Origin of the sequence: Massilia sp. BKSP1R2A-1 (genome assembly GCF_050586525.1) — a bacterium.
Taxonomy (GTDB): domain Bacteria; phylum Pseudomonadota; class Gammaproteobacteria; order Burkholderiales; family Burkholderiaceae_D; genus Telluria.
Genome location: NZ_JBOBRE010000012.1, coordinates 125,905 through 150,603, shown reverse-complemented (window position 1 = coordinate 150,603; position 24,699 = coordinate 125,905). Strand labels below are relative to the sequence as shown.

Annotated in this window: 20 protein-coding genes; 11 read left to right on the top strand and 9 right to left on the bottom strand. The window is 67.4% G+C overall.

Features of this window, described 5'->3' with window-relative positions:
• Positions 1–57 precede the first annotated feature (57 nt).
• Positions 58–2,085, top strand: a complete 2,028-nt coding sequence (locus ACQ7JA_RS18490; protein WP_430900368.1) for a diguanylate cyclase — start codon at positions 58–60, stop codon at positions 2,083–2,085.
• 132 nt (positions 2,086–2,217) lie between these two features.
• On the opposite strand, the gene ACQ7JA_RS18485 is transcribed toward ACQ7JA_RS18490, so the two are convergent.
• The 6 genes from ACQ7JA_RS18485 to ACQ7JA_RS18460 all read right to left on the bottom strand — a co-directional run bounded on the left by ACQ7JA_RS18485 (position 2,218) and on the right by ACQ7JA_RS18460 (position 10,554).
• Positions 2,218–2,520: a hypothetical protein gene (locus ACQ7JA_RS18485; RefSeq protein ID WP_430900366.1), complete on the bottom strand. Its 303-nt coding sequence runs from the start codon at positions 2,518–2,520 to the stop codon at positions 2,218–2,220.
• A gap of 74 nt (positions 2,521–2,594) precedes the next feature.
• Positions 2,595–3,398: a hypothetical protein gene (locus tag ACQ7JA_RS18480; RefSeq protein ID WP_430900364.1), complete on the bottom strand. Its 804-nt coding sequence runs from the start codon at positions 3,396–3,398 to the stop codon at positions 2,595–2,597.
• The gene (locus ACQ7JA_RS18475) at positions 3,395–7,060 is read right to left on the bottom strand and encodes a tubulin-like doman-containing protein (protein ID WP_430900362.1); all 3,666 of its coding nucleotides are present in this window, start codon (positions 7,058–7,060) and stop codon (positions 3,395–3,397) included. Before ACQ7JA_RS18475 ends, ACQ7JA_RS18480 begins: the two co-directional genes overlap by 4 nt.
• Before the next feature lie 19 nt (positions 7,061–7,079).
• Positions 7,080–7,553 (bottom strand): hypothetical protein, encoded by a 474-nt coding sequence (locus ACQ7JA_RS18470; RefSeq protein ID WP_430900360.1) that lies wholly within the window; start codon positions 7,551–7,553, stop codon positions 7,080–7,082.
• Positions 7,554–7,573: 20 nt separating this feature from the next.
• Complete coding sequence (locus ACQ7JA_RS18465; RefSeq protein ID WP_430900358.1) at positions 7,574–9,061, bottom strand: hypothetical protein; 1,488 nt, start codon at positions 9,059–9,061, stop codon at positions 7,574–7,576.
• Entirely contained in the window at positions 9,061–10,554 is a 1,494-nt protein-coding gene (locus ACQ7JA_RS18460; protein WP_430900356.1) for a hypothetical protein, read from the bottom strand. The genes ACQ7JA_RS18465 and ACQ7JA_RS18460 overlap by 1 nt, the downstream gene beginning before the upstream one ends.
• 348 nt (positions 10,555–10,902) lie before the next feature.
• Between ACQ7JA_RS18460 and ACQ7JA_RS18455 the strand changes: the two genes are divergently transcribed.
• From ACQ7JA_RS18455 to ACQ7JA_RS18445, 3 genes are all read left to right on the top strand, one after another.
• Positions 10,903–11,967, top strand: a complete 1,065-nt coding sequence (locus ACQ7JA_RS18455) for a hypothetical protein (RefSeq protein WP_430900354.1) — start codon at positions 10,903–10,905, stop codon at positions 11,965–11,967.
• 60 nt (positions 11,968–12,027) lie between these two features.
• Positions 12,028–13,206: a GAF domain-containing sensor histidine kinase gene (locus ACQ7JA_RS18450; protein ID WP_430900352.1), complete on the top strand. Its 1,179-nt coding sequence runs from the start codon at positions 12,028–12,030 to the stop codon at positions 13,204–13,206.
• 79 nt (positions 13,207–13,285) lie between these two features.
• The gene (locus ACQ7JA_RS18445) at positions 13,286–14,716 is read left to right on the top strand and encodes a serine hydrolase (protein ID WP_430900350.1); all 1,431 of its coding nucleotides are present in this window, start codon (positions 13,286–13,288) and stop codon (positions 14,714–14,716) included.
• Here ACQ7JA_RS18445 and ACQ7JA_RS18440 read toward each other — a convergent pair.
• Positions 14,700–15,080, bottom strand: coding sequence for a MerR family transcriptional regulator (locus ACQ7JA_RS18440; RefSeq protein ID WP_430900348.1), 381 nt, complete (start codon positions 15,078–15,080; stop codon positions 14,700–14,702). The two genes, ACQ7JA_RS18445 and ACQ7JA_RS18440, sit on opposite strands and share 17 nt — an antisense overlap.
• Positions 15,081–15,163: 83 nt before the next feature.
• Between ACQ7JA_RS18440 and ACQ7JA_RS18435 the strand changes: the two genes are divergently transcribed.
• Positions 15,164–15,559, top strand: a complete 396-nt coding sequence (locus ACQ7JA_RS18435; RefSeq protein ID WP_430900346.1) for a hypothetical protein — start codon at positions 15,164–15,166, stop codon at positions 15,557–15,559.
• Positions 15,560–15,596: 37 nt separating this feature from the next.
• On the top strand, positions 15,597–16,442 hold the full coding sequence (locus ACQ7JA_RS18430) for a phytanoyl-CoA dioxygenase family protein (RefSeq protein WP_430900344.1): 846 nt from the start codon (positions 15,597–15,599) through the stop codon (positions 16,440–16,442).
• Between the two features lie 9 nt (positions 16,443–16,451).
• On the opposite strand, the gene ACQ7JA_RS18425 is transcribed toward ACQ7JA_RS18430, so the two are convergent.
• Positions 16,452–17,153, bottom strand: coding sequence for an anti-sigma factor (locus tag ACQ7JA_RS18425; protein ID WP_430900342.1), 702 nt, complete (start codon positions 17,151–17,153; stop codon positions 16,452–16,454).
• Positions 17,150–17,740 carry a sigma-70 family RNA polymerase sigma factor gene (locus ACQ7JA_RS18420; RefSeq protein ID WP_430900340.1) on the bottom strand — a complete coding sequence of 197 codons (591 nt, stop codon included), beginning with the start codon at positions 17,738–17,740 and terminating at the stop codon, positions 17,150–17,152. Before ACQ7JA_RS18420 ends, ACQ7JA_RS18425 begins: the two co-directional genes overlap by 4 nt.
• Before the next feature lie 195 nt (positions 17,741–17,935).
• Between ACQ7JA_RS18420 and ACQ7JA_RS18415 the strand changes: the two genes are divergently transcribed.
• From ACQ7JA_RS18415 to ACQ7JA_RS18395, 5 genes are all read left to right on the top strand, one after another.
• Positions 17,936–19,435, top strand: a complete 1,500-nt coding sequence (locus tag ACQ7JA_RS18415; protein ID WP_430900338.1) for a DUF4331 domain-containing protein — start codon at positions 17,936–17,938, stop codon at positions 19,433–19,435.
• A gap of 10 nt (positions 19,436–19,445) precedes the next feature.
• Positions 19,446–19,730 carry a hypothetical protein gene (locus ACQ7JA_RS18410; protein ID WP_430900336.1) on the top strand — a complete coding sequence of 95 codons (285 nt, stop codon included), beginning with the start codon at positions 19,446–19,448 and terminating at the stop codon, positions 19,728–19,730.
• A 62-nt stretch (positions 19,731–19,792) separates the two neighbouring features.
• Entirely contained in the window at positions 19,793–20,968 is a 1,176-nt protein-coding gene (locus ACQ7JA_RS18405) for a hypothetical protein (RefSeq protein ID WP_430900334.1), read from the top strand.
• Positions 20,965–22,116 (top strand): HupE/UreJ family protein, encoded by a 1,152-nt coding sequence (locus ACQ7JA_RS18400; protein WP_430900332.1) that lies wholly within the window; start codon positions 20,965–20,967, stop codon positions 22,114–22,116. Before ACQ7JA_RS18405 ends, ACQ7JA_RS18400 begins: the two co-directional genes overlap by 4 nt.
• A 136-nt stretch (positions 22,117–22,252) precedes the next feature.
• The gene (locus ACQ7JA_RS18395; RefSeq protein ID WP_430900330.1) at positions 22,253–24,628 is read left to right on the top strand and encodes a M1 family metallopeptidase; all 2,376 of its coding nucleotides are present in this window, start codon (positions 22,253–22,255) and stop codon (positions 24,626–24,628) included.
• Positions 24,629–24,699: the final 71 nt, after the last annotated feature.

The following is a 24,699-nucleotide window of genomic DNA, read 5'->3' as shown; positions in this document are numbered from 1 at the left end:
ACACGCCTATAATATTTCCAAACAAATGTACCTTTCGCTGGCGTCCAGATACCTTCCATGCCTTCCGCTACTCATCGCGCCCTGACGCGTTCCCGACGCATCGCCCTAGCCGCCGCACTGTGCATTGCCGCAGCCGGCATCCACGCTGGCGAGCAGCGTCCGCTGGCCGAACGCCTGGCCGAAGCGAGGGAAATCAACAAGTACGTGCCCGAACGCGCGCTGCCGCTGCTGCTCGCGATGGAACAGGAAGGCCGCGCCGCGCCGCTGCCCGACCGGATCGAGTTCCTGAACCAGCTTACCTACGGCTACTACGCGATCGGCAAGATGAGCGAGGCGACCAGCGTGGCCGACGAGCTGTTGGCGCTCGGCCACGAGCACAAGAACAATGTGGCGATCGCCAAGGGGCTGCTGTTCAAGGGCTACATCGCCTACAGTACCCAGGAACTGGCCAAGTCGCACCGTTTCGCCCGCGAGGCCGAGAAGCTGGCCTATACCACCGACAATATCGAGCTGCAGGTGCGCGCGACCATCACTGCCGGCGAAACCTGGGCGGAGGAAGGCAACTTCCCGAAAGCGCTCGAGCGCCTGCAGGCAGCAGCCACGCTGGCGCGCCAGCACCGCGATCCGACCCAGATCGTGATGGCCCTGAACGCCCTGATCCGCCTGTATGGCCAGATGCGCGAGCACGACAAGGGATTCGAGGCGCTCGAGGAAGCGCTGGCGGCGGCGCGCCAGACCAACTCGCCGGGCCGCATGGCCACCCTCAAGCACTCGGAATACGGTCTGGCGGTCGGTTCGGGCCAGTACCAGCGCGGCCTGAAGGCCCTGCTGGAGAGCCTGGCGATCGAGCGCAGCCTGGGTGCCGAGTCGATGGCGGCCTTATCGCTGGTCAACCTGTCGGACTGCTACCTGAAGCTGAAGGACTACGCCAACGTCATCCGCTATGGGGAAGAAGCGCTCGTGTCCGCGGAAAGGCTCAACGACATCGGACTCGGAGCGACGGCGCGCCTGAACCTCGGCCAGGCCTACCTGGCGACCGGCCGCCTGGCCGAAGGCAAGCGCTACATCGAAGAAGGGATGCGCGCCTACGAGAACCTGGGCGACAAGCCGGAACTGCAGGCGGTGCTGGTCGAATACGGCCAGGCGCTCGAGCGCGCCGGCGACCTGGGGGGAGCGCTGAAGGCTTACCACCGCGAACGGGAGATCTCGAACGAGCTGTTCGAGAAACGCCGCCAGCGCGCGGTGCTCGACTTGCAGGCCAAGTACGAGACCGAGAAGAAGCAGCGCCAGATCGAACTGCTGCGTACCGAGAACGAAGTGAACCGCCTGCAGCAGCGCGTGTGGTGGCTGCTGGCCGCCGTGTTCGCGCTCGCTTCGGTGGTGGTCGGGATGTTGTACCGCAAGGTGCGCCAGGCCAACGCCCAGCTCTACCTGAAGAACAAGGAACTCAAGCAGCAGAGCGTGCGCGATCCGCTGACCGGCCTGTACAACCGCCGCCACTTCCTCGAGTTCATGCGCAACCAGGTGCCCCAGGCGAACCGCGAGCCTTGCGGCGCCCTGTTCCTGCTCGACGTCGACCACTTCAAGCACATCAACGACAGCCACGGCCATGCCGCCGGCGACGCCGTGCTCACCGCGATGTCGGCCAGCCTGCGCGAGATCCTGCGCGAGACCGACATGATCGTGCGCTGGGGCGGCGAGGAATTCCTGGCCTTCCTGCCGTCCATCCCGCACAACGGCCTGGACGAAGTGGCGCAGCGCCTCCTGAGCGGCATCTCGGCGGTACGCATCGAGCACGGCGGCCAGACCCTGACCGTGAACGTCTCGATCGGCTTCGCACCCTTCCCGCTCACCTGCGGAGACGAGACGCTGCCATGGGAGCGCGCGGTGAACATCGTCGATATGGCGCTGTACCTGGCCAAGGCCCACGGCCGCAACCGCGCCTACGGGGTGCAGGGCTTCGCCGAACCGTCCCAGGTCTGCATCGCGGACGTGGAGCAGAACCTCGAGCGCGCCTGGCGCGCGGGGCAGGTCAAGCTGTCGGTGGTGCAGGGAGAGTGGCTGGAGCAGCGGGCCAGCGCGTAGCGTTCACACCGCGGATGCATCACGAGTCGTGGTCGATTGAACGAAAAACCCGGATTAGTCCACGTTTCGTAATAAATCGTGCACTACCGGCGCACAGGGGAGCTGACCGCGCGGTCGGCAGAGCCGACCACCCTACCTCGAATCGGCGGCGTCCTGGATCTTCTCGCCGGCGTCTTCGACCTTCTTGCCGACTTCCTCGGTGGCGCGCTTCAGGCCGCCCTTGGCGTCCCTGGTCGCATCCTTGATCTTCTCGCGCGCCTCCTCGGCGGCGCGGTCGGCTTTTTCCAGTTCCTGCTCCACCTGGCGCGATACCTTGGCGCCGGCGTCGTCCAGCGCCTTGCCGGCGCGCTGGGCCGGGCCGATGGCCTCTTCCTCGCGGCTGCAGCCTGCCAGCACGGCAAGCACCAGCAGCGACCCGACTATGGTCGTTTTCATGTCCGTCTCCTGGCTTATTGCTTGCCTGTCAGCATACACCCGAGGGAAAAAACGCGGCTGACCGTTGGTGCATCTCACTCGCCGCGCGAGGGATCGGCCAGCGGGCGGTCGCGCTCGATGTCCAGCCGCTCCTTGAGGGCGCGCGTCTCGAAATCCTCGCCCCAGCGCCTGGTGAAGGTTGCCAGCCTGGCCAGCGCCTTGTCGTAGCTGCGCGCGCGGCGCAGCTTCTGGATGGCGCCGCTGGCGTCTTCCCAGGCCTTGGCGCGCTGTTCGGCGCGGGTGCAATCGGCCGCCGCCTTGTTCAGCGAAGCTTGCACCTGGCGCAGCTGCTCGGGCGTGGCGCGGGTGCCGCGCAGTGCGATCAGCTCGTCCTGGGCCTCGCGCGCCTTGCACTCGACGGCCAGGCTGACCGCGCGGTCCATGCGCCGCTCGATGCGGGTGCCTTCCGGGCGCACGAGCAGCCAGATCAGCCACAGGGCGGCCAGGGAGATGATCCACCAGCGCAGGCGGATCGGCGCGCGCTGCGGCGGACGCGCCGGGATGGGCGCCCCGCGTCCGACGCCGGGTGGCGGGGGAATGCCGGGTCCCTGCTGCGCCGATTCCGGCTTGCCTGCCGGAGGCGGAGGTGGTGGTGGGGGTGGAACCGGTGGCGGCGGCGGCGTGAACGCCGGCTGGGCCGGCGGCAGCGGCTGGGCTGCGGCAGCGGGCGCCACCGGCGGCTTGGCAAGGACCGGCGCCGGCGCGGCAGGCGGCTGCACCACGCCCTGCGCCGTGCCGCACCAGGGACAGTAATGCACCCGCCTCGGCATCAGGCGCCCGCACTGGGGGCCGACGCAGCGGTAGATCGAGTCTTCCATCCTGTTCACGCCGTCCTTCATTCAGGGTCCGGAACGCCGTCACCCGGGCCGCCCGCATCGTCAGGATCGGGAATCGCATCGCCCAGCACCGCCGCCAGTTCCGGCAGCGCGCCGACCGTGCTCCATTTGTCCTGCTTCGGGTTCCACGCCATATTCCATGCGCGGGTCTGTGCATCGATCTCGCCGCGCGCAGCCTGGACCGCGATCTCGGCCACCGTGAAGGGGCCGCGCTGGGCGCCCTGCACGAAGAGCTTGAAGCGCGGCCCGGCGTCGAGCGCCGGCGCCGGCTTGGCCAGCTCGACGGCGCTCGTGCTTCTACACTGCAGGACCGCCGCGGCGCGTGCGTCGCTGGCGAGGATCTCCGCTGGAATCACGCGCTTGTCCACCGGCCGCTCGACTTCCCAGCTGTAGGCGTCGCTGGCCGAATCGGGCACCGTCTCGGTCCAGCCGCCGATGCCGGCCAGCGCGGTTTCGATGTGGGTCGGCGAGAGCGCCGGGTCGAGCGCCGCGGCGCGGCGGATCCAGGCGTCGTAGAGGCGCCGCGCCGTGATGTTGGGCAGCGAGGGCGACGGCAGCTGGGCGCCGGTCTCGTCGACCTCGAGGCGCGGCTCGTAGACGCGCAGCTGGTAGTAGCGCATCAGGGCCGCCAGCAGGGCCAGCTGGTGCGGTCCCACATTCGCCAGGCGGTGGCGCACGGCCCCGATCACGCCGTCGCGATAATAGGGCGGCAGGCCGTTGGAGCGGATCGCATACTCGTTGCCGATCTGGAGCCATTCGCCCGAACCCGGCTCGACCTCGAACAGGTACTGGCCGCGCGGCTGGAAGCTGGCTTCGCGGTCGCCCAGGTCGGCCTTGCGCCGGATGACGCCGAGCGCGATCGCCTGCAGGAACCATTCGTAGTCGTCGGCCAGGCGGTTCAGTTCATCCATCGAGGGCGACAGGGGATGGCGGAAGCGCGTGGCGTCGAAATGCAGGTGGGTCGGGATCTTCGGGTTCTCGATCTGGTAGGACGCGCGCCAGGTCGGCAGGCCGCGCAGCACCGTCATCGGATAGCCCGACAGCTCGACATAGCACACCGCCCTGCCCGGCACGCCGGTGTTCACGATCGACAGCGCGTCGCCATGGAAGTATCCGGTCGGCACCGCGGCGCGCAGCTCTCCTTCCATGCGGCGCCAGGCGGCGACGTCACCCACGCCGATGAAGCACTTGAACTGGTCGGCGTTCGGCGTGAACTCGGCCGAGAAGCGCGCGTTCACCCAGGGCATGGCGCTGCGGATCCATTCGGCGAAGACGCGCTGGCGTTCCTGGGGCGTCATGCTCGACAGGCGTTCCAGCAGCGGATCGACCGGTTCCGGCTGTTCCAGTTCCTGGGCAGAGAGTTGCAGCTGCGCGCGGCGGAAGAGTTTGAGCAGCAGGTCGGCGCGCAGGCGCTCGTCCCCGAGCTGGGGGAAGAGGCGCGCCGAGCCGCCGAATTCCAGCAGCACCTCCTCGCTCCAGGCGCTCACGTCCCCGGTCAGGCGAACGGGCGGCGGCAGGGTGTCGCCGGCCAGCTTGATGTAGGTGGCGTGCTCCTGGCGCGCGTCGGCGCGCAGCTGGCTGATGCGCTGGTCGGCCGCCGCCAGCATGGCCTGCACCATGCGCCGGCCTTCCTGGAATTCGCCGGCGACGCCGCTCCACTGGGCGTTGCCGTGTTCGTCGGTCGATTGTGGTTCACCCAGCCAGGCTGACATATTGCGCATGACCTCGATCGACTGGCCGGCGCTGACCGCCAGCAGGTGGAAGCGCAGATAGTCGGCGATGTCGCGCTTCAGATGATTCATCACTTCGCGCGCCTGCGGCTCCTTGCCGAACAGGCGGCCGGCCGCCTGCGACAGGTTGTTCAGCGATTCCTCGACCTGGCGGGTGCGCAGGGCGTCGCGGATGTCGCGGTAGCGGCGGCCGTTGCGCTCGGCGTTGGCGAGGTCGCGCTGCGACAGGCGCGCCTTGACCTGCTCCAGCAGCGAGAGCACGAATTCCAGGCCGCCCTGCTTGCGGTCGTCGAGCAGCGCGTAGAGGCGATCGCGCACGCGCGTCTTCAGGCGCCCGGTGAGTTCTCCCGTGTGGCGCTTGATGCGGTCTTCGCTGGTCTCGGCGGTGGCGCCGGCCTCCCGGATGGCGTCGCGCTCCAGCTGCGGCAGCAGCTCGGCCACCTTTTCGCGCCACAGCTTGATGTCGTAGGCCGCCATGATGCGGTCGACTTCCAGCTGCACCTTGCTCTCCACGCGCTCGAGGAGGGAGCGGCCGTCCCTGTCGAGCAGGAGGGTGTTCGTGAGCGCGTATTCGGTGAAGGGCGTGACGTCGACCGTCCCCTTGCGGAAGTCCGGGAAGGTATCGAAGGGGCGCTCGCTCATCTCCATCTGTTCGCGCATGAAGCTGTCGCGCTCCGCGTCGCCGGCGCGCCGGGCCGAAGTTGCTTCACCCTTGCCGTCCGTGCTCACCATGCCGAAGAAGGCCTTCACCATCAGGCCGGCCAGCTCGTAGGCGCGGATGTCCTCGCGCAGGGATTGCTGGGTGTCGAGCACCGACTGGCCGAAGGCCGAATATACCTTCGAATAGGACAGGCGCATGTCGCCGAAGCGCTGCTCGGGCACGCGCGGGTTATAGGGTCCGAGCTTGTGCTGCTGCTGGTTGACCGCCACCGAGCGCTTGCGGTTGGCGAAATCGGCGGAAGCGAAATCCTCGAACAGGGAATCGGCCACCATCTGGTAGACGTCCTTGATGTCGGCGGTGGCCTTGTTGGCCAGGTTCGCGGTGTCGACGAAATACACGTCATCGTAGGGAGCGCCCTTGCCCTGGATGCTGTCCGGGTCCATCCAGGAGACGCGCGCGTTCATGTCGCGCATGGCGGTTTCCAGCTCCATCAGGGTGGCGTAGGCGTTCGCCTCGGTGCGCTCCTTGTTGGCCTTGGCGAAACCGGCCGGCATCAGGAGCACCAGGTCGACCTGGCTGTCCGACACTTCCTGGCGCGCGATGGCTTTCGACAGCCAGCCCAGGTCCAGCACGCTGCCGGCCCCGGTGCCGCCCGCGCAGGAGGCGATGACGACGATGCGGAACTTCGAGGTATCGACCTGCAGGCCGAGGCGCTGGTAGTTCTCCTTGCGCTCGATGCCGGCATTGCTGGCCAGGCCGTTGAGGGCGCCCTTGATGCGGCCGCGCAGCTTCGGGTACTTGTCGTAGAGGTAGAGGCGGGCCAGCGAGCGGATCTGGCCCGCGCCTTTCGAGGGATCGATGCCGAGCGAACGCAGCTTCTTGGGACGCAGCGGCATCCAGCTTTCGATCAGGGGGAAGCGCGCCAGGCTGTCGTCGGATTCGTGGTACTGCGGCAGGTCGAGCGGCTCGACCAGGCGTTCCTCGTCCGTGAGCTTGACCAGCTCGTACCAGGGATCGGTGCGCTGCGACTTGCCCTCGTCGATGATGGCGTTGTTGTCGAGGTCGAAGTGCAGGAAGCGCGCAACGGGGAAGTCGGCGATCGATTCGACGCGCGTGGGGTTGTGCCGGTTCCAGACCGCCGACAGGATGCGGCGGCGGATGCGCATCATCACTTCCATGCCGGTGCCGCCGGCGCCGATGAAGAGCGTCGGGCGCAGGTCGACTTTTAATTCAGCCTTGGCGTTCAGCGCCGCTGGGTTGGGGAAATCTGCCATGTCGTTCTGCTTTCTATGGTTACCTGCGGCCGACGAAGAATGCCGCCACCAGCGCCACCAGGCCGACCGCCACCAGCGGGCCGGTCACGGCGAAGGTAAGGAATTTGCTGGCGTTGATGATGGCCAGCACGGCCGCCGCCGACAGGAAGCCCAGTCCCACGAAGAGCAGCCAGCCGGCGCTGCCCGCGGAGGACGGCGCCACGCGGCGCACGACCAGGTGATGCACGTAGGCGTTACGCACGAAGAAGTAGACCACCAGCAGGACGATGAACACCACCGCGCCGATCGCCAGGTCGCGCGTCGAGGTGTCCGTGGCCGGCACCGGCGCCGTCGTCGTACCGGGAATGACTTCGACCGGGCGGCCGGCCGTATCCGGCGCGGTCTGCGGCAGCGAATCCTGGGGCGAAGCCGATTCTTCCGGCAGCTTGAAGCCGGGGTCGGCCGAAGGTGGCGCAGAATCGGGGGCGGCGGCGGGTGGCTGGGTGCCTTGCATCTTGAACTTCCTTTCTTGTTTTAGCGGCCGAGCCTGACCTGCGCGCCTTCGCGCAGGTCGATCAGCTGGTGGCCGAACATCGTGGTTTTCAGCTGCGCCACCTGGGCGCCGGTCCTGTCGTAGATCGGTTGGATGGTGCCGGGACGGGCGCGCATGGTGCGCAGCTCGTCCTCGACCGTCACCTGGGCCACGCGCGGGCGGCCGTAGGCATAGGCGGCAGCGCCGGCGGCGGCCAGCAGCGCCGCTGCAATGCCGCCGAGCGCCGCCAGCGGCCCCATGCCGTAATGGACGCGCACCTCGATCGGCAGCACCGCGTCCGAGGCCTGCACGGTTGCAGGGGGCGTGAAAATGTCCGGCAGCGGGTCGCCCGGGAACAGCGCGGCCATGCGCTGGCGGAAGGCCTGGGACAGTTCCAGGCGCTGGTTCGCCAGGTGCAGCTCGATCCGTCCCGGCAGCACATAGGCCGAGCCGGCAGATTTCATCGCCTCCATCGACCATTTGTCGGGCAGCTGCGCCACCGGCAGCTGCATGGTGGAGCCGAGCGGCACCGGCTTGCCCGGCGCAAGATTGCTCACCTTCGTATTCGCCAGCTCGATCTTGCGCTCCTCCCCGGCCAGCGCCGAGCGGGCGCTGAGCGTGGCCGAGGTGATGGTGTAGGGGTACATCGCGTTCTCGAGCTGCCAGCGGATGCTGGCGCGCGGCGTGCGCGCATCCGGGTCGACGTCGGCGCGCAGGCCGCCGTTCGGCGCCTGCGAGAACGCCACGCCGGGCGCATTCTCGACCTGGGCGGGCACCAGGCGCACGGTGTCGCGGTCCAGCGGTTTCAGGCGCGCCGGCTGCTCGGTGATGACGCGGGCGAGGCGTCCTGACACCAGCAGGCCGTCGAGCGCGCGGCTGCCTTCCTTGCCGACCGCGAAGGCGTACACCATCAGGCCGTTCGCGCTGTAGTGCTTGCCCTGTACCGGCATCTTCAGGGGGAAGGCCACCACCTTGTCGATCGCCGCGCCGCGGTGGATCAGCGCATAGAACTCGCGGTTGCGCGCCGCGGTGGCCTGGTCGTTGTTCGGGCTGTTGCGGTTGTTCGTCACCAGCCAGACGATGCCCGGCTTGCCTCCCAATGCCGTCGTGATGGCCGCCTGCACGGCTTCGCCGAGATCCGTGTCGGCCAGCGCGCTGCTGTTCGGTTTACGCGCCGTGTCCAGGTTCGCCAGTGCGGCATTCACGCGGCTGCGGGTGGTCTTCTCGTCGGCCTTCACCGACAGCAGCGCTTTGGGGGAGGGCGCGCCGGGCAGCGACTGGTTGAAGGCGGCCAGCACCAGCGCGTCGCCCGGCTGCACCACGGCGCCCGCCAGCGCGCCCACCAAGGGCTTGAACTGGGACTGCGGGTCGCTGTAGAAAGGCTCCATCCAGCCCGAGTTCTGCACCAGGATGACGTGCGGCGTCGCCCCTGCCCCGCTTGCGAAAGCCAGCAGGAACAGGGTGCAGAGGAAGCGCAAGGCGGCCCGCATCACGCCAGCTCTTCCAGGCGCCAGCCGCGCAGCACGTTCCAGTCCGGGTGGTGCAGCCACAGGCAACCCGCGTACACGAAGGGCAGGCATTCGAGGGGACGGACCAGGCGCACGATTTCGTCGAGGATCACGTTGCGCCGGCCTATCCACTCCACCGTGGTGCGCGGAATCACGCGCTCGTGCAGCGCCTCCTCGGCGCGGCCGGTGACCTTGTGGAAGCGCAGCACCAGGCCGCTGGGCTGGCTGCGGTTGTTGTTGAAGGCGCGCAGCAGCGGCAGCACCAGGGTCTCGTCCTGGCCCAGGTCTTCGATGTGCTCGCCGGACCAGGGTTCGTCCACCACCGGGTGGCCGCGCCGGAACAGGAAGTTGGCGAAGCCCAGGCGCGCGCCGTCGATCGGGGCCTGCTGCGGGCGGTCCGTACCCAGTTCGAGGAAGGAGTAACCCTGGCCATCGTGGCCGATGTGCCAGAGACGGCCATCGCGGCTCTGGGTGGGGCCGCCGAATTCCAGGCGCGGCTGCCAGCCCATGGGCCAGGGCGTGAACTGCGGCGCCTCGCCCGGACGCCAGGCCAGCTGGCCCGCATCGTGCAGCCAGAACAGGCGGCCGTCGTAGCCGATCGGGCGCGACCAGCCGCTGGCCGGTACGTCCGGGCATGCATATTCCTCGACCTCGCCGAGGTCGGCGCGCGCGCTCCACAGGCGGACAGGTCCGCCAAACTGCGCTTCCGGCTTGATCAGGCAGGCGATGTGGCGGCGCATGGCGCCGGGCGCCGCCGCCAGGGGCGCCGCCAGGACCGGCTCGGTGCGATAGGTTTCGCTGACCGGATTGATCCACAGGCGCATCAGGCCGTCCGGTGTCGGCACCAGCGCCACTTCGCCGCGGCGCGGTTCGAGTACCGGCAGCCATGCATACGTGGATGCGGTGAAGGCCAGGCTGGCCGCGCCTTCGTCCGGCGTCATCACATGCCACAGCTGGGCGATCGGATCCCAGTACTGCAGCACGCCGCGGGTATGGGCCAGCGCCAGCAGGCGCTGCTCGGGGAAGCCGTAATGGGCGGCGGCGAACACGCAGGTCGAGTTCGGCGGCGCCGGCATGCTGACCTCGGCACGGCCGACGTGCGGCGCGGCGGGACGTTCTTCCAGGCTGTCGCCCAGGGGCAGCGACGTGACCGGCAAGCCGTGCGGCACATGGCGCGGCAGCATGGCGTCCTGGCCCGGCCCCCACCAGCCCGGCAGACGCGACGGCGTGCCCGGCAGGCGCTGCAGGGGCCGGCCGCAGTTGGGACAGAAAACGAAACCTTCGGGATAGATGGGCGCGCATTCGCAGGAAGTCGGCAGCGAAGCGCCGAGCAGGCGGGCGACGTCGGGCAGGCGGCCGTGGGCCTGGGCCTGCCAGTCGATGCGGCCCAGTCCCTCGGTTGCCAGCAGTTCGAACTGCCCGCTCTGCTCATCCTCCTGCCAGACGCTGGCAGGCGTTTCCCATCGGTATGCCATTGATGACCCGTTTCGCGATGCCATTTGATTGAACGAAAATCAGCCGTGTAGACCGGCACCTCGGGAAACCGTAGCGAGCGGCAGCAATGGTGGCCGAGAAGCGCAGCTGTACGAGGAGTACAGCCGGTCCGCCGTAGCGGAGCATCGCAGGCCGCCAGTGCAACGCGCAGTAGGTTTCTCGAGGTGCCTGTTGTTGTTGCTCAAATCATAGCGCTCAGAACTGCTGCGCGGCGCGCCGTATACACGGTAGCGTGGGGCGACACTTCAGGGATCAACAAACGAACTGGTGTGGGGAACTTTTGGCCGGCATACGTATAATGACGACCGGATTTCCTGCCTTCGATTGCCATGCATACGCTTGTTTCGCTTCCCGATTCCTCTCACGACCACGACCTGCCCACCGGCGCCATCGAGGAGGCCACCGCACACCTGCGCGACGTGCTGGCGCATGCGATCGAGCATGGGCCCGAGCATGCGGCCCTGGTCGTCTACGACACCCGCACGCCGCTGGCGCGCGCCCTGACCGAGGGCTACCGCCGCAACCTGCCGGACGCCACCTTCATCGACTTCGATGCGGTCACGCCCGGCGCCGTGCTGGCGGCCTTCAAGTCGATGGCGCCGAAGGATCTGGTCGTGCTGGTGCAGTCGTCCAACTTCCGCCTCGACGGCTTCCGCGTGCGCGTGGAGCTGTTCAAGCTGGGGCTGAAGGTGATCGAGCACGTGCACCTCTCGCGCATGCCCGGTCCGCAGTCCGAGCACTACATCGAGGCGCTGGCCTACGACCCCGCCTATTTCCGCGGTACCGGCCGGGCGCTCAAGCGCCGCATCGACGCGGCGCCGCATGCGCGCGTGGTCGGCGGTGGCGAGACCCTGCACTTTTCCTCCCCCTTCGAGCCCGCCAAGCTGAATATCGGCGACTACAGCGAGATGAACAACGTCGGCGGCCAGTTCCCGATCGGCGAAGTGTTCACCGAGGCGCTCGACCTGGAAGCCGTGCATGGCCGCGTGCAGGTGCACGTCTTCGGCGACACCAACTACCGCTCCAACCGTCCCGAGCTGCCGGTGACCCTGGTCGTCGAGCGCGGACGCGTGGTCGGCGCCGAGAACGCGACGCCGGCATTCCAGGAAGTACTCGATAAAATCACCGCGGACGAGGGCGAAGTCTGGGTGCGCGAACTGGGCTTCGGCCTGAACCGCGCCTTCACGCGCGAACGCCGCGTCGACGACATCGGGACCTATGAGCGCATGTGCGGCATCCACCTGTCGCTGGGCGCCAAGCATGGCGTCTACCCGAAGCCCGGCTTCAAGCGCAAGGATGCGCGCTATCACATCGACGTGTTCGCGGTGACCGACGCTGTCTACCTGGACGAGGAACGTGTTTACGCGGACGGGCGATGGATTTGTAACAACTGACGGTTACCCGCTTCACAAGTGCTACCATGGACCGTTTGTAACCGTTTCGTAGGGCGCTCCATGGCAGTAAATGCACTTTCGTGCGTCGACGAGATCCAGGCCATCGGCGCGGTGCCGAAGATCCTGGAAACCGTCGCCGCCATGACCGGCCTGCGCTTCGTGTGCATTGCCCACGTCACCCAGGATTCCTGGACCACCTGCGCCGTCGTCGACAAACTGGCGTTCGGCCTCAAGCCGGGCGATCAGCTCGATGTCACCACCACCCTGTGCGAGGAAGTGCGCGACACCGGGGCGGCCGTCATCATCGACCACGTGCGCGAGAGCGCGCGCTACCACGATCACCATACGCCGCGCATCTACGGCTTCCAGAGCTATTTTTCGATTCCCGTGTTCCGCCCGGACGGCCGTTATTTCGGCACCCTGTGCGGACTCGACCCGGAACCCGTGCGCCTCTCCGACGCGGTCACGGTCTCGACCCTGCAGCTGTTCACGGAACTGATCGCCAAGCAGCTCGAGAGCGAACAGTCGCTCGGCGAGGCGCGCGCGGCCCTGCTCGACGAGCGCGAGACGGCCGAGCTGCGTGAACAATTCATCGCCGTGCTCGGACACGACCTGCGCACGCCGCTCGGCTCGGTCATGTCGGGCGCCGAGTTCCTGCTGCTGAAGCACCAGGACCCCTCCACCCGCCAGGTGGCCGAGCGCATCCGCCGCAGCGCGCGCCGGATGTCGGCGCTGGTCGAAGACGTCGTCGATTTCACGCGCGGGCGCATGGGCGACGGCCTGGCGCTCGAGATGAGGCTGCTGCACGGCGTCGACCTGCGCCTGTACGATGTGGTCGACGAGCTTTCCAGCCTTCATCCGGACCGGGTGATCGACAGCGCGATCCAGCCCGGCCTGTCCCTGTACTGCGATCCGGAGCGGCTCTCGCAGCTGCTGTCGAAACTCCTGAAGAACGCGCTGGTGCACGGCAGCGAGCTGCACCCGGTCTTCGTCGTCGCCAATGTTCGCAACGGCCTGTTCACGCTGCGCGTCACCAACGGCGGCCCGGACCTGAGCCCGGCCGTCATCGCCCAGCTGCTCAAGCCCTATTGGCGCGCATCGTCGCGCCCCGGCAGCGAGGGACTCGGACTGGGCCTCTACATCGTCGACCAGATCGCCCGCGGCCATGGCGGAAGCATCGAAGTCAGCTCGAGCGCGGGCAGCACCTCCTTCACCTTCACCATGCCGGCGGCGATGTGAACCTTCAGAATTTCGTGCTTGCATGAAGGCTCCGGGCTCCGGATACTGACGAGCAGTCGGTTCAATCACAGGAGACGGGATGAAAACACGGTATGGAAACGCGGCCCGCGTGCTGGCGGCATGCGCACTGGGTAGTTCGGCCTGCATGGGCGGCGCATGGGCGCAGGATGCGAACGAGATCGCCCGCATCGAACGCGGCCTGCGGCCGGCCGTGGGCCTCCAGGGCGCCAAGGCGGATACCCGCACCCTGGAAGCCGAGATGCGCCGCCTGAACGTGCCGGGCGTGAGCATCGCCGTGATCCGGGGCGGCAGGCTGGCCTGGGCCAAGGGCTATGGCACCACCGGCGCCAATGGCGCCCCGGTGACGCCCCAGACCCTGTTCCAGGCCGCCTCGATCAGCAAGCCGGTGACGGCCATGGGCGCTCTCAAGATGGTTGAAGCGGGCCAGCTCGAACTCGACGCCGACATCAATTCCGCCCTCTCCTCGTGGAAGCTGCCGCCCGGCCCTGCCAGGCGGCCGGCCACCTTGCGCCAGCTGCTGTCGCACACGGCAGGCACCACGATCTCGGGTTTCCCCGGCTATGCGGCCAGCGCCCAGGTGCCCTCCCTGCTGCAGGTCCTGGACGGCAAGGCGCCCGCCAATACCGGGCCGGTACGCATCGAAGGCGCACCGGGCGACGCCTGGAACTACTCGGGCGGCGGCTACACCGTGGTGCAGCAGGCCATGATCGACCGTTCCGGACGTCCTTTCGAGGTCCTGATGGAAGAATCCGTGCTCAAGCCGCTCGGCATGAACGACAGCACCTTTGCCCAGCCCCTGCCGGGCGCCCTCCTGGCGCGCGCCGCCCTGCCCCATGACGGACAAGGCAAGCCGTATGCGGGCGGCCCCTACACCTATCCGGAACTGGCGGCCGCCGGCCTGTGGACCACACCGACCGACCTGGTGAAATTCGCCCTGGCCATCCAGGGCGGCGGCAGCCCCGTGCTGTCGACCACATCGACGCAGACCATGCTGCGCCCGGTGATGAACAACTACGCCCTCGGCCTGAACATCGACGGCAAGGCGCCGCGCCACGCATTCGGCCACGGCGGCAGCAATATGGGTTACCAGAACACCCTGTACGCCTTCGTGCAGAAGGGCGATGGCGTGGTCGTCATGACCAATGGCGACGCCGGCGCCGAACTGTCGCAAAGCCTGGTGCGCGCGGTGGCGGCCGAGTACCGCTGGCCCACACAACAGACGAAGCTGCGCAAGGCCATTACGCTACCCTCCGCCACCCGCGCCAAGCTGGCCGGACGCTACGAGATCAAGGGCCTCGGCACCTTCGAGATCGCCGATCGCGGCGGCAAGCTGATGGTGGCGCTGCGCGAGAATCAGTGGGAGCCGCTGTATGCGGAATCGGCACGCACGCTCTTCGTGCTGTCGCGCGAACTCGAACTGCGCATGGATGGGACGGGCGGCCGGCTGCTGAGCGGTTCCTTCGACGTCGCCTTCAAGCGGATGCCGTGACGGCGCCCGCCTGTAGCGGGCAAGCCTCGAGCGGATCGGCCAGGCGCGCCGCCAGCGCGGCGCGCAGTTCCGCCAGGCCGGCGATGCGGGTGTCGATGTCGGCGAGCTTGCGTTCGAGCGCCGCGCGCAGCTCGCTTGCAGAATTCGCCGGATCGGATAACAGAGGCATGCCCGCCTCGATCTCGGACAGGGTGAAACCGAGCGACTGGGCGGTGCGCAGGTAGCACAGCCACTCGACCGCCTCGACCGGATAATCGCGGTAGCCGTTGCCCAGGCGGCGCGCAGTCAAGAGGCCGCGCGCCTCGTAGAAACGCAGCGCATCGCGGCTCAGGCCAGTGGCTTCCGCCAGTTCTCCGATCTGCATCGTGGTCTTCCTCGAAATATCGCTTGACCCTGGAGTGTACTCCAGGGTTGAGGATGGCGGCTCCACCACTTCGGAGCAACGCCATGCAGCTTTCCCAATCAGCCAGCCGCCGCCTCGTGCGCGCGAGCGCCCTCTACGACCTCTTCCTGACCGCCGGCTTCGCCACGCCCTGGACCTTCGCGCTCGTCCACGGCCAACTCTCCGGCCTGAACGTGGCCATGGGCGGCGCCGCCCTGCCCGCGTTCACACCGTTCCACATGCTGTTCGCCTGCCTGATGGGCAGCATCGTGCTGGTGTGGTCGGTCCTGCGCATCCTCGAGCCAACCACGCGCCTGGGCCGCTTCGACGGTACGGGGCGCTTCCTGTTTTCTCTGTGGATGACCTGGTGCCTCTACGTGACCGGGGAACCGCTGCTGTGGCTCTTCATCGTGCCCGAATTCGCCTGGGGCGTGGCACAGTGGTGGCCGGTAGCCGATTGATGCACGCTACAATGGGATTTTTGCCTGCCCACGCACCATGCTGACTTCCGAACAACGCGCGCAATACGAGCGCGACGGCTTCATCGTCATCCCCGGTTTCAAGAGCCTGGAACAGATCGCGGCATTGCGCCGCCGCGCCGAAGAGATCGTCGACGCCTTCGACCCGAACGAATCGCGCGCCATCTTCACCACGAAGGACCAGGAGCGCGCCAGCGACGCCTGGTTCCTGGGTTCGGACAATACGGTGCGCTGCTTCTTCGAAGAAGAAGCCTTCGGCGACGATGGCCGGCTGCGCCAGGCCAAGGCGCTGTCGATCAACAAGATCGGCCACGCCATGCACGACCTGGACCCGGTCTTCCATGCATTCACGCGCGACCCGAAGCTGGCCGCCGTCGCGCGCGACCTGGGCCTGGAAAATCCGCAGGTCTGGCAGTCGATGTACATCTTCAAGCAGCCCGGCATCGGCGGCGAGGTGCGCTGGCACCAGGACGCCACCTTCTTCGACAGCGACCCGATCACCGTCACCACCTTCTGGTTCGCACTGGAAGATGCGACGGTCGACAACGGTTGCCTGTGGGCCGAACCGGGTGGGCACCGCGGTCCGCTGCGCGAACGTTTTCTCCGCGATGGCGACAGCATCGCCATGGAAAAGCTCGACAGCACGCCCTGGCCGATTGATGGAACCGCCGTGCCGCTGGAAGCGAAGGCCGGCACCCTGGTCTGCTTCCACGGCCTGCTGCCTCACTACAGCGCGCCGAATCGCTCCCCGGTGTCGCGCCACGCTTTCACGCTGCATGCGACCGATGCCGGTTCACGCTATTCGCCGCGCAACTGGATCCAGCGCGACACCGGCTTCCCGGTGCGCGGCTTCGATCCCGCCTGAGCCTGGCCGCTAGATCACCTTCACCCAGCCGCCCTTGTACAGGATCGGCCCCGTCGGCCCGTTCGGATCCGGCGAGCCGCCTTTCGGCTCCAGGCTGACCGCCAGCAGCGCGACGTCGGCGCCCAGCGCCTGCGCCGTGAGGGGCAGGGTCAGCTGGCGGCTGCTTCCCAGCACGCCAAGCGAGCGGGGCTTGCCCTGTTGCGGCACGGCCCATAGCTGCAGCGCGCGGTCGGGGCCGACCGGCTGGGTCTCGACCAGGCGCACGGTCAGGGTCTTGCGCTCGCGGTCCGCCGTGACCAGCAGGGCCGTGCGCGCCTCGGCGTCGGTCAGCGTGGCGATGTCGCTGATCACGGGCTGGCTGCGTTCGTGCATGATGGCCACCACGAGCAGCGCCGCCACCATGCTCGCGCTCACACCCAGGGTGCGCCAGTAGCCGAGCGAGCCGTGGCGCCAGAATTGCCAGGCCGGCGCCTTCGCCCGCAGGCCGAGGCGGGCTTCGATGCCGCGCCAGACCCGCATATGCGGGGTGGCAGGCGGCACGAATTCGGCCATGGCGCCGATGCGGTCGCGCCATTCGGCCACCGTGCGGCGCAGGGCCGCGTCCCCATGCATCAACCCCTCGAAACGGCGCCGCGCCCTGCCGCGCAGGGTGCCCAGCACGTATTCCCCGGCGAGGCGCTCGCGCAGTACCTCTTTTCCGCGCAGGTTCATGCGGCCCCCTGTCCGGTCAGGCAGGACTGCAGCCGCGCCAGGCTGCGGCGGATCCAGGTCTTGACCGTCCCCAGCGGCAGGGCAAGCCGGCGCGCCACGTCGCCGTGCGACAGGTCATGGAAGAAGGCCAGGCCGATGACGTGGCGGTGCTTTTCCTCGAGCGCCGCCATGCAGTTCGCCAGCGCTTTCGCCTCGCTGCTCAGTTCCAGTGCCTCGGCGGGATTCGCACGCGGATCGCGCAGGCTGGCCAGCACGGCCTCGTCGAAGTCCTCGCCATCGATCTCCACGTCGGCCTGCATGCGCCGCAGCAGGTCGAAGGACTTGTTGCGGACGATGGCCGTCATCCAGGTCAAGGGCGCGGACAGGCCGGCCTGGTATTCGCCGGCATGGTGCCAGATCGAGACGAAGCTTTCCTGCAGCGCCTCCTCGGCCAGTTCGCGCCGGCGCAGGATGCGCAGTGCAAGGCCGTACAGGCGCGGCGCGGAGGCTTCGTAGAGCTGGCGAAAGGCGAGCGCGTCTTTCTGCGCGGCGCCACGTAACCAGTTATTGAGTTCTAATGAATTTGGCGGATTTAATGCCCGAGTCACGGTATGCCTTGGCGTGAATATGAAATCTGACGGTTTTGCTCATAGTTTGGCAAAACTCAGGCCGAAACTTAGCATATTTACGTTAGGGAAATGTAAAAAAATATTTTGAATCCAACAAGACGCCGGCTGCGTATATCCCTGTACGAACGCCGTTTCGCCCTTGGAGGGGAACAACAACATCATGAGGAGATCGTCATGCAAGCTGGAATGAAGCAACACCGCTGGGCCGCCGCCATCGTCTCTGGCGCGGCCCTCGCCGCGCTGGCCCTGCCCGCCGCAGCATCGAGCCACCGCGAAGCCCCCTTTCTGACCAATGCGCCGAAGGTCGACGGTACCGACTTCTACCTGTTCCGCAGCTACGCGCCGGGGCGCGAAGGCTATGTGACGATGATCGCCAACTTCATCCCCTTCCAGGACCCGCAAGGGGGGCCGAACTTCTACCAGTTCGACCAGAACGCGCTGTACGAGATCCACGTCGACAACAACGGCGACGCCAAGGAAGACATCTCCTTCCAGTTCCGCTTCAAGAATACCTCCAAGCGCACCGCGCTGACGGTGGGCGGCAAGCCGGTGCTGATCCCGCTGATCAACTCGAATACCGTCGCGGGCGTCAATCCGGCCTCGCTCAACGTGCGCGAGACCTTCACCATCGATATGGTGAAGGGCGATCGGCGCGCCGGCACCCGCACCCGCCTGGCCGGCGCCACCGGCGGCGCCACCGAGTTCGACAAGCCGGTCGACAACATCGGGGACAAGACCTTCGGCAGCGCCACCGGCTACGAGACCTACGCCAACCAGCACATCCACGACGTCAACATTCCCGGCTGCGGCACCGCGCGCGTCTTCGTCGGACAGCGCAAGGAGCCCTTCTACATCGCAGTCGGCAAGATCTTCGACCTGGTCAACCTGAATCCGCTGGGGGCCGAGGTCAACGGCAACAAGAACGACCTCGAGAACAAGAACGTCAGCGCGATCGCACTCGAGGTGCCGATCAGCTGCCTCACCGTGGCCGGCGAACCGGTCATCGGCGCCTATGCCACGGCCAGCATGCGCCAGGGCCGCCTGATCAACCCGGCGCCCGCCAGCGGCATCAACAACGCCGTCAAGGAAGGCGGCGCCTGGACCCAGGTCTCGCGCCTCGGCATGCCGCTGGTGAACGAAGTCATCATCGGCATGGACGACAAGGACCGCTTCAACACCTCCAAGCCGAAGGACGACGCGCAGTTCATCACCTACGTCACCAACCCGACCCTGCCGGCCCTGATCGAGACCCTGTTCCCATCGGCCAAGGCGCCTACCAACTTCCCGCGCAACGACCTGGTCACCGCCTTCCTGAAGGGCATCCCGGGCGTGAACCAGCCGAAAAATGTGGTCGCGTCCGAAATGCTGCGCCTGAACACCGGCATCGCGCCGACCGCGCTGGCCGCGCAGAATCCGATGGGCGTGGCGGCGGGCGACAATGCCGGCTTCCCGAACGGGCGCCGCCCGGCCGACGACATCGTCGACATCGCGCTGCGGGTTTCGATGGGCGCCCTGTGCGCCCTGACCGGCGCCAACGACGCCCTCGGCGTCGGCTGCAAGCCGTCCGACGCGCCGGCCGGCGGCCTGGCCCTGACCGATGGGGTGCGCAAGACGGCCGCTTCGTTCAAGCCGGCCTTCCCCTACCTGAACACCCCGCTGCCGGGCAACCAGTAAGGAGCACGCCATGACACCCAAGCATCCGAACCGGCGCCTGCGCGCCGCGGCCCTGGCCCTGGCCGCCGCCATGGCGCTCGCCGCCTGCGGCGGCAGCAACGACCGTGTCCACGAACCGGGGCCGGGCGGCGGCACCACACCGCCCCCACCGCCGCCGGTGGCGGGCGATTCCTTCTTCGCCCTGGTGGTCGCGCGCGTGGCCTCGCTGCTCGACAGCGACGAACCTGTCGCGATCGACGCGGTCACCGCCACCACGCCGGAAACCACCGAGCCGGAACCGCTGCCGGCCACGTGACGCGGCGCCAAGAAGCAAGGCGGGAGCGCCATGCGTTCCCGCCCAACCCCTCTGGAGACACGATGCGCGCACGCTTCCTTGCGCCCCTGCTGCTGGCTGTGCCCGCGGCTTTCCACGGCGCCGGTGCGGCGCCCTATATTCCGGCGAGCGGCGCCCAGGTGCTGGAGCGCCTGCCGGCCAGCGTCGACCAGCTGCAGCGCGAGCTGGGCCGCCTGCGCGCCGAACTGGCCGCCAATCCGAACGACCTGGGACGCGCCACCCAACTGGCGCGGCGCTACATCGAACAGGCGCGCCGCGACGGCGATCCGCGCTACCTCGGCTACGCACAGGCGGCCTTGAGACCCTGGTGGGGACAGCCGCGCGCCACTGCTCCGGCCGAGGTGCTGGTGCTGCGCGCTACGCTGGCGCAAAGTACCCATGACTTCGACGGCGCCCTGGCCGACCTTGGCGAAGCGCTGCGGCGCGAACCCGGCAACGCCCAGGCCTGGCTGACCCGCGCGACCATCGAACAGGTCGTCGGCAAGTACGACACCGCGCGCACCAGTTGCGCGCGCCTGTTCGGCCGGGCGCCCGACCTCGTTCTGCAGACCTGCCTGGCCTCGGTCGGCAGCGTCAGCGGCCAGGCGCGCCCCAGCTACGAGAAACTGAAACGTACGCTGGCGGCCCGCGCCGATGCACCGGCGCCGCTGCGGGCATGGTCCGGCACCCTGCTGGCCGAAATGGCCGAGCGCCTGGGCGAACATGGCGCCGCCGATGCCCACTTCCGCGAGGCCCTGCGCGCCGACCCCGAGGACAGCTACCTGCTGGCCGCCTATGCCGATTTCCTGCTCGACCGCGGGCGACCGCAGGACGTGTTGCGCCTGCTGGAGACGCGCACCGCCGCCGACGCGCTGCTGCTGCGGCATGCGATCGCCCTGCAGGCCCTCGGGTCGCCACGCGCGGCGCAGCAGGTCGCGGCGCTGCGTGCGCGCTTCGAGGCCGCGCGCCGCCGCGGCGACACCGTCCACCGCCGCGAGGAAGCGCGCTTCGCGCTGGCGCTGGATGGCAATCCAGGCGAGGCGGTGCGCCTGGCGAAACTCAACTGGGCGGTGCAAAAGGAGCCGGCCGACCTGCGCATCCTGGCCCAGGCCGCGGCCGCGAGCGGCGACGCGGACGCCGGACGCCTGGTGCGCGACTGGCTGCGCCACAGCCGGATCGAAGACCGCAGGCTGTCCCGCGGCGGAAAGGGGGCGGCATGATGCGGCGCTGCTTCGCCCTGCTTGCAGCCTGCTTCGCGTTTTTCTCGGCTTTGCCCGCCCATGCCCACAAACCCAGTGACAGCTACCTGAACCTGGAGGTGAAGGAAGAGCGCATCGAAGGGCGCTGGGACATCGCCCTGCGTGATCTGGAAATGGCGGTCGGAATCGATGGCGACGGAGACGGCAACATCACCTGGGACGAGGTGCGCGCGCGCCATGGCGCGATCGCGGCCTATGCGCTGTCGCACCTGAAGCTCTCGGCGGACGGCCGCGCCTGTTCGCTGCAGGTGACGCAGCAGATGATCGACCACCATACCGACGGCGCCTACACGGTGCTGCTGCTGCGCGGCGCCTGCCCTGCAAAGGCCGGCACGCTCTCGGTCGGCTACACGCTGCTGGCCGAGTTCGACCCGCAGCACAAGGGCCTGCTGGCGCTGCGCCAAGGCGGCGCCACGCGCAGCGTCATCCTCGACCCCGAACATGCGCGGCAGGAGCTGATCCTCGGCGAGTCGGGCCACTGGCGCCAGTTCGCCGACTACGTCCGGCAAGGCGTGTGGCATATCTGGATCGGCTTCGACCACATCCTGTTCCTGCTGTCGCTGCTGCTGCCCGCGGTGCTGCTCTACCAGGGCCGCGAATGGGTCGGCCGCGACGGCTTCAAGCATGCGGCCCTCGATGTCGTGCGCGTCGTGACCGCATTCACGGTAGCGCACTCGATCACGCTCACGCTGGCCGCGCTCGGCCTGGTCGCCCTGCCCTCGCGCCTGGTCGAATCGGTGATCGCAGCATCCGTGATCGTCGCGGCGCTGAACAATATCCGGCCGCTCTACGGGCGCGCCAGGGTGCTGTTCGCCTTCGGTTTCGGGCTGCTGCACGGCTTCGGCTTTGCCAGCGTGCTGGCCGACCTTGGCCTGCCGCAGGGCGCGCTCATGATTTCCCTGCTGGGCTTCAACGTCGGGGTGGAGCTGGGCCAGCTGGCCATCGTCGCCGTGTTCCTGCCGCTTGCTTACTGGCTGCGCAAGGGCCTGTTCTACCGGCGCGTCGTGATGCTCGGCGGCTCGGCGGCGATCGCGCTGCTGGCCACCCTCTGGCTGGCGGAACGCGCCCTCGACCTGCGGCTGCCGGGCTGGGAGCGCCTGTTCACATGAGGTCTACTCATATGCATGTTGCGATTCCAGATACATATGCATCATGTATCAGCTTTTTTACAATTCCTCCGAACAATTGCCGAATAGCTAAAGATAGAATACTTTTTCCTATTCCAATTAAAATTTCAGGGGAAATATGATACGTCTGCCCATCGGACTGGCAGCGCTGTGCCTCACAGCCTCCGCTTTTGCCGCCCAGCCTTTTGACGACAAGTTCCGCCAGCTCGACGAGCTGCTGCCGACCCCGGGCGCGGTCCGCACCGCTTCCGGTGCTCCCGGCCACGCCTACTGGCAGCAGCGCGCCGACTACACCATGCGCGCCAAGCTGGACGAGGCGAACCGTTCGCTGACCGGTTCCGGCACCATCACGTACTACAACAATTCCCCTGACACCCTGAAATACCTCTGGCTGCAGCTCGACCAGAACATCTACCAGAAGGATTCGGGCGCCCGCACGACCGCAGCCCTGCCTTCGCGCGAAGCCTGGGCCCAGGCCCGCGGTCCGGAACAGGGCGTGAAGTTCGACGCCATCCGCACCCTGCTCGAAGGGAACACCTTCGACGGCGGCTTCAAGATCAGCAACGTCCGCGACGGCGGCCGCCAGCTGAAGTACACCATCAACGGCACCATGATGCGCATCGACCTGCCGACCCCGCTGAAGCCGGGCGCGCGCGTGTCGTTCAGCCTCGACTGGTCCTACAACATCAACGAACAGAAGATCCTGGGCGGCCGCTCGGGCTTCGAGAAGTTCGACGACAAGAACGACCTGTTCGAGATCGCCCAGTGGTTCCCGCGCATGGCGGCCTACTACGACGTCTACGGCTGGCAGCACAAGCAGTTCCTGGGCGCCGGCGAATTCACGCTGGAGTTCGGCGACTACGACGTGCAGATCACCGTCCCGTCCGACCACATCGTCGCCTCCACCGGCGAGCTGCAGAACCCGGGCGAGGTCCTGACCGCCACCCAGCGCGAGCGCCTGCGCCAGGCCCGCACCGCCAAGAAGCCGGTCATCATCGTGACCCAGGCCGAAGCGGAAGCCGCCGAGAAGACCCGCGCCAGCGGTACCAAGACCTGGCACTTCAAGGCCAAGAATGTGCGCGACTTCGCGTGGGCGTCGAGCCGCAAGTTCATCTGGGATGCCCAGGGCGTCAAGTCGGGCAACGTCGACGTGATGGCGATGTCCTACTACCCGAAAGAGGGCAACCCGCTGTGGGAGAAGTATTCGACCGCATCGATCATCCACACCATCGAGCAGTACAACAAGTACTCCTTCGACTACCCGTATCCGACCTCGATCTCGGTGAACGGCCCGGTCGGCGGCATGGAATACCCGATGATCACCTTCAACGGCCCGCGCCCGGTGAAGGACAAGAAGACCGGCGAGCTGACCTACTCGAAGCGCACCAAGTACGGCCTGATCGGCGTGATCATCCACGAAGTCGGCCACAACTACTTCCCGATGATCGTCAACTCGGACGAGCGCCAGTGGACCTGGATGGACGAGGGCATCAACTCCTTCGTGCAGTCGCTGGCCCAGGAAGCCTGGGAAGAAGGCTGGGACGAGATGCGCGGCGACCCGCGCACCATCGTCGGCTATATGCGCAGCCAGAACCAGGTCCCGATCATGACCAACTCCGAGTCGCTGCTGCAGTTCGGTAACAACGCCTACGCCAAGCCGGCCGCCGCGCTGAACGTGCTGCGCGAGACCATCCTCGGCCGCGAACTGTTCGACTTCGCGTTCAAAGAGTATGCCGAGCGCTGGAAGTTCAAGCGTCCGACCCCGGCCGACTTCTTCCGCACCATGGAAGACGCTTCGGGCACGGACCTCGACTGGTTCTGGCGCGGCTGGTTCTACACCACCGACGCGGTGGACATCAGCGTCGATGGCATCAGCGAGTACACCATCAGCAGCAAGGATCCGGAAGTCGAGAAGGCCATGGCCCGTGCACGCAAGCAGTCGGAGCCGATCTCGATCACCGACCAGCGTAACAAGGGCATGGTCCGCAAGGTCGACCAGCAGCCCGAGCTGAAGGACTTCTACAACCAGAACGACGACTTCACCGTCACCAACAAGGATCGCAACACCTACAACGAGACCTTCGCCGGCCTGGAAGACTGGGAAAAGGCGCTGCTCAAGGAAGGCAAGCGCTTCTACCTGGTCGACTTCTCGAACAAGGGTGGCCTCGTCATGCCGCTGATCGTCGAGATCACGACCCAGAGCGGCAAGAAGACCATCGAGCGCATCCCGGCCGAGATCTGGCGCTACTCGCCGAAGAAGGTGACCAAGCTGTTCATCACCGACGAGCCGATCGTCAGCCTGACCCAGGACCCGTACTGGGAAACCGCCGACATCGACGTGAACAACAACTCGTGGCCGGCGAAAGCGACTCCGTCGCGCCTGGAGCTGTTCAAGACCAATCGCGAATTCGGCACCAACCTGATGCGCGATTTCAACACCAAGCTCAAGCCGGCAGGCCAGAAGGAAGCTGCTGAAGCGCCGAAGGCTGAATAATCAGCCAGGATTGCTGCACTAAGCGGCAGGGCACCCAGGTGCCCTGCCGTTTGTTTATGAAGACCGAAACA

Coding starts and splice junctions, on each gene's coding strand:
- ACQ7JA_RS18430 (WP_430900344.1), top strand. CDS start 15,597: ATGCTGACTTCCGAACAACGCGCGCAATACGAGCGCGACGGCTTCATC.
- ACQ7JA_RS18445 (WP_430900350.1), top strand. CDS start 13,286: ATGAAAACACGGTATGGAAACGCGGCCCGCGTGCTGGCGGCATGCGCA.
- ACQ7JA_RS18455 (WP_430900354.1), top strand. CDS start 10,903: ATGCATACGCTTGTTTCGCTTCCCGATTCCTCTCACGACCACGACCTG.
- ACQ7JA_RS18490 (WP_430900368.1), top strand. CDS start 58: ATGCCTTCCGCTACTCATCGCGCCCTGACGCGTTCCCGACGCATCGCC.
- ACQ7JA_RS18460 (WP_430900356.1), bottom strand. CDS start 10,554: ATGGCATACCGATGGGAAACGCCTGCCAGCGTCTGGCAGGAGGATGAG.
- ACQ7JA_RS18410 (WP_430900336.1), top strand. CDS start 19,446: ATGACACCCAAGCATCCGAACCGGCGCCTGCGCGCCGCGGCCCTGGCC.
- ACQ7JA_RS18470 (WP_430900360.1), bottom strand. CDS start 7,553: ATGCAAGGCACCCAGCCACCCGCCGCCGCCCCCGATTCTGCGCCACCT.
- ACQ7JA_RS18440 (WP_430900348.1), bottom strand. CDS start 15,080: ATGCAGATCGGAGAACTGGCGGAAGCCACTGGCCTGAGCCGCGATGCG.
- ACQ7JA_RS18425 (WP_430900342.1), bottom strand. CDS start 17,153: ATGAACCTGCGCGGAAAAGAGGTACTGCGCGAGCGCCTCGCCGGGGAA.
- ACQ7JA_RS18395 (WP_430900330.1), top strand. CDS start 22,253: ATGATACGTCTGCCCATCGGACTGGCAGCGCTGTGCCTCACAGCCTCC.
- ACQ7JA_RS18465 (WP_430900358.1), bottom strand. CDS start 9,061: ATGCGGGCCGCCTTGCGCTTCCTCTGCACCCTGTTCCTGCTGGCTTTC.
- ACQ7JA_RS18480 (WP_430900364.1), bottom strand. CDS start 3,398: ATGAAGGACGGCGTGAACAGGATGGAAGACTCGATCTACCGCTGCGTC.
- ACQ7JA_RS18485 (WP_430900366.1), bottom strand. CDS start 2,520: ATGAAAACGACCATAGTCGGGTCGCTGCTGGTGCTTGCCGTGCTGGCA.
- ACQ7JA_RS18450 (WP_430900352.1), top strand. CDS start 12,028: ATGGCAGTAAATGCACTTTCGTGCGTCGACGAGATCCAGGCCATCGGC.
- ACQ7JA_RS18435 (WP_430900346.1), top strand. CDS start 15,164: ATGCAGCTTTCCCAATCAGCCAGCCGCCGCCTCGTGCGCGCGAGCGCC.
- ACQ7JA_RS18405 (WP_430900334.1), top strand. CDS start 19,793: ATGCGCGCACGCTTCCTTGCGCCCCTGCTGCTGGCTGTGCCCGCGGCT.
- ACQ7JA_RS18475 (WP_430900362.1), bottom strand. CDS start 7,060: ATGGCAGATTTCCCCAACCCAGCGGCGCTGAACGCCAAGGCTGAATTA.
- ACQ7JA_RS18415 (WP_430900338.1), top strand. CDS start 17,936: ATGCAAGCTGGAATGAAGCAACACCGCTGGGCCGCCGCCATCGTCTCT.
- ACQ7JA_RS18400 (WP_430900332.1), top strand. CDS start 20,965: ATGATGCGGCGCTGCTTCGCCCTGCTTGCAGCCTGCTTCGCGTTTTTC.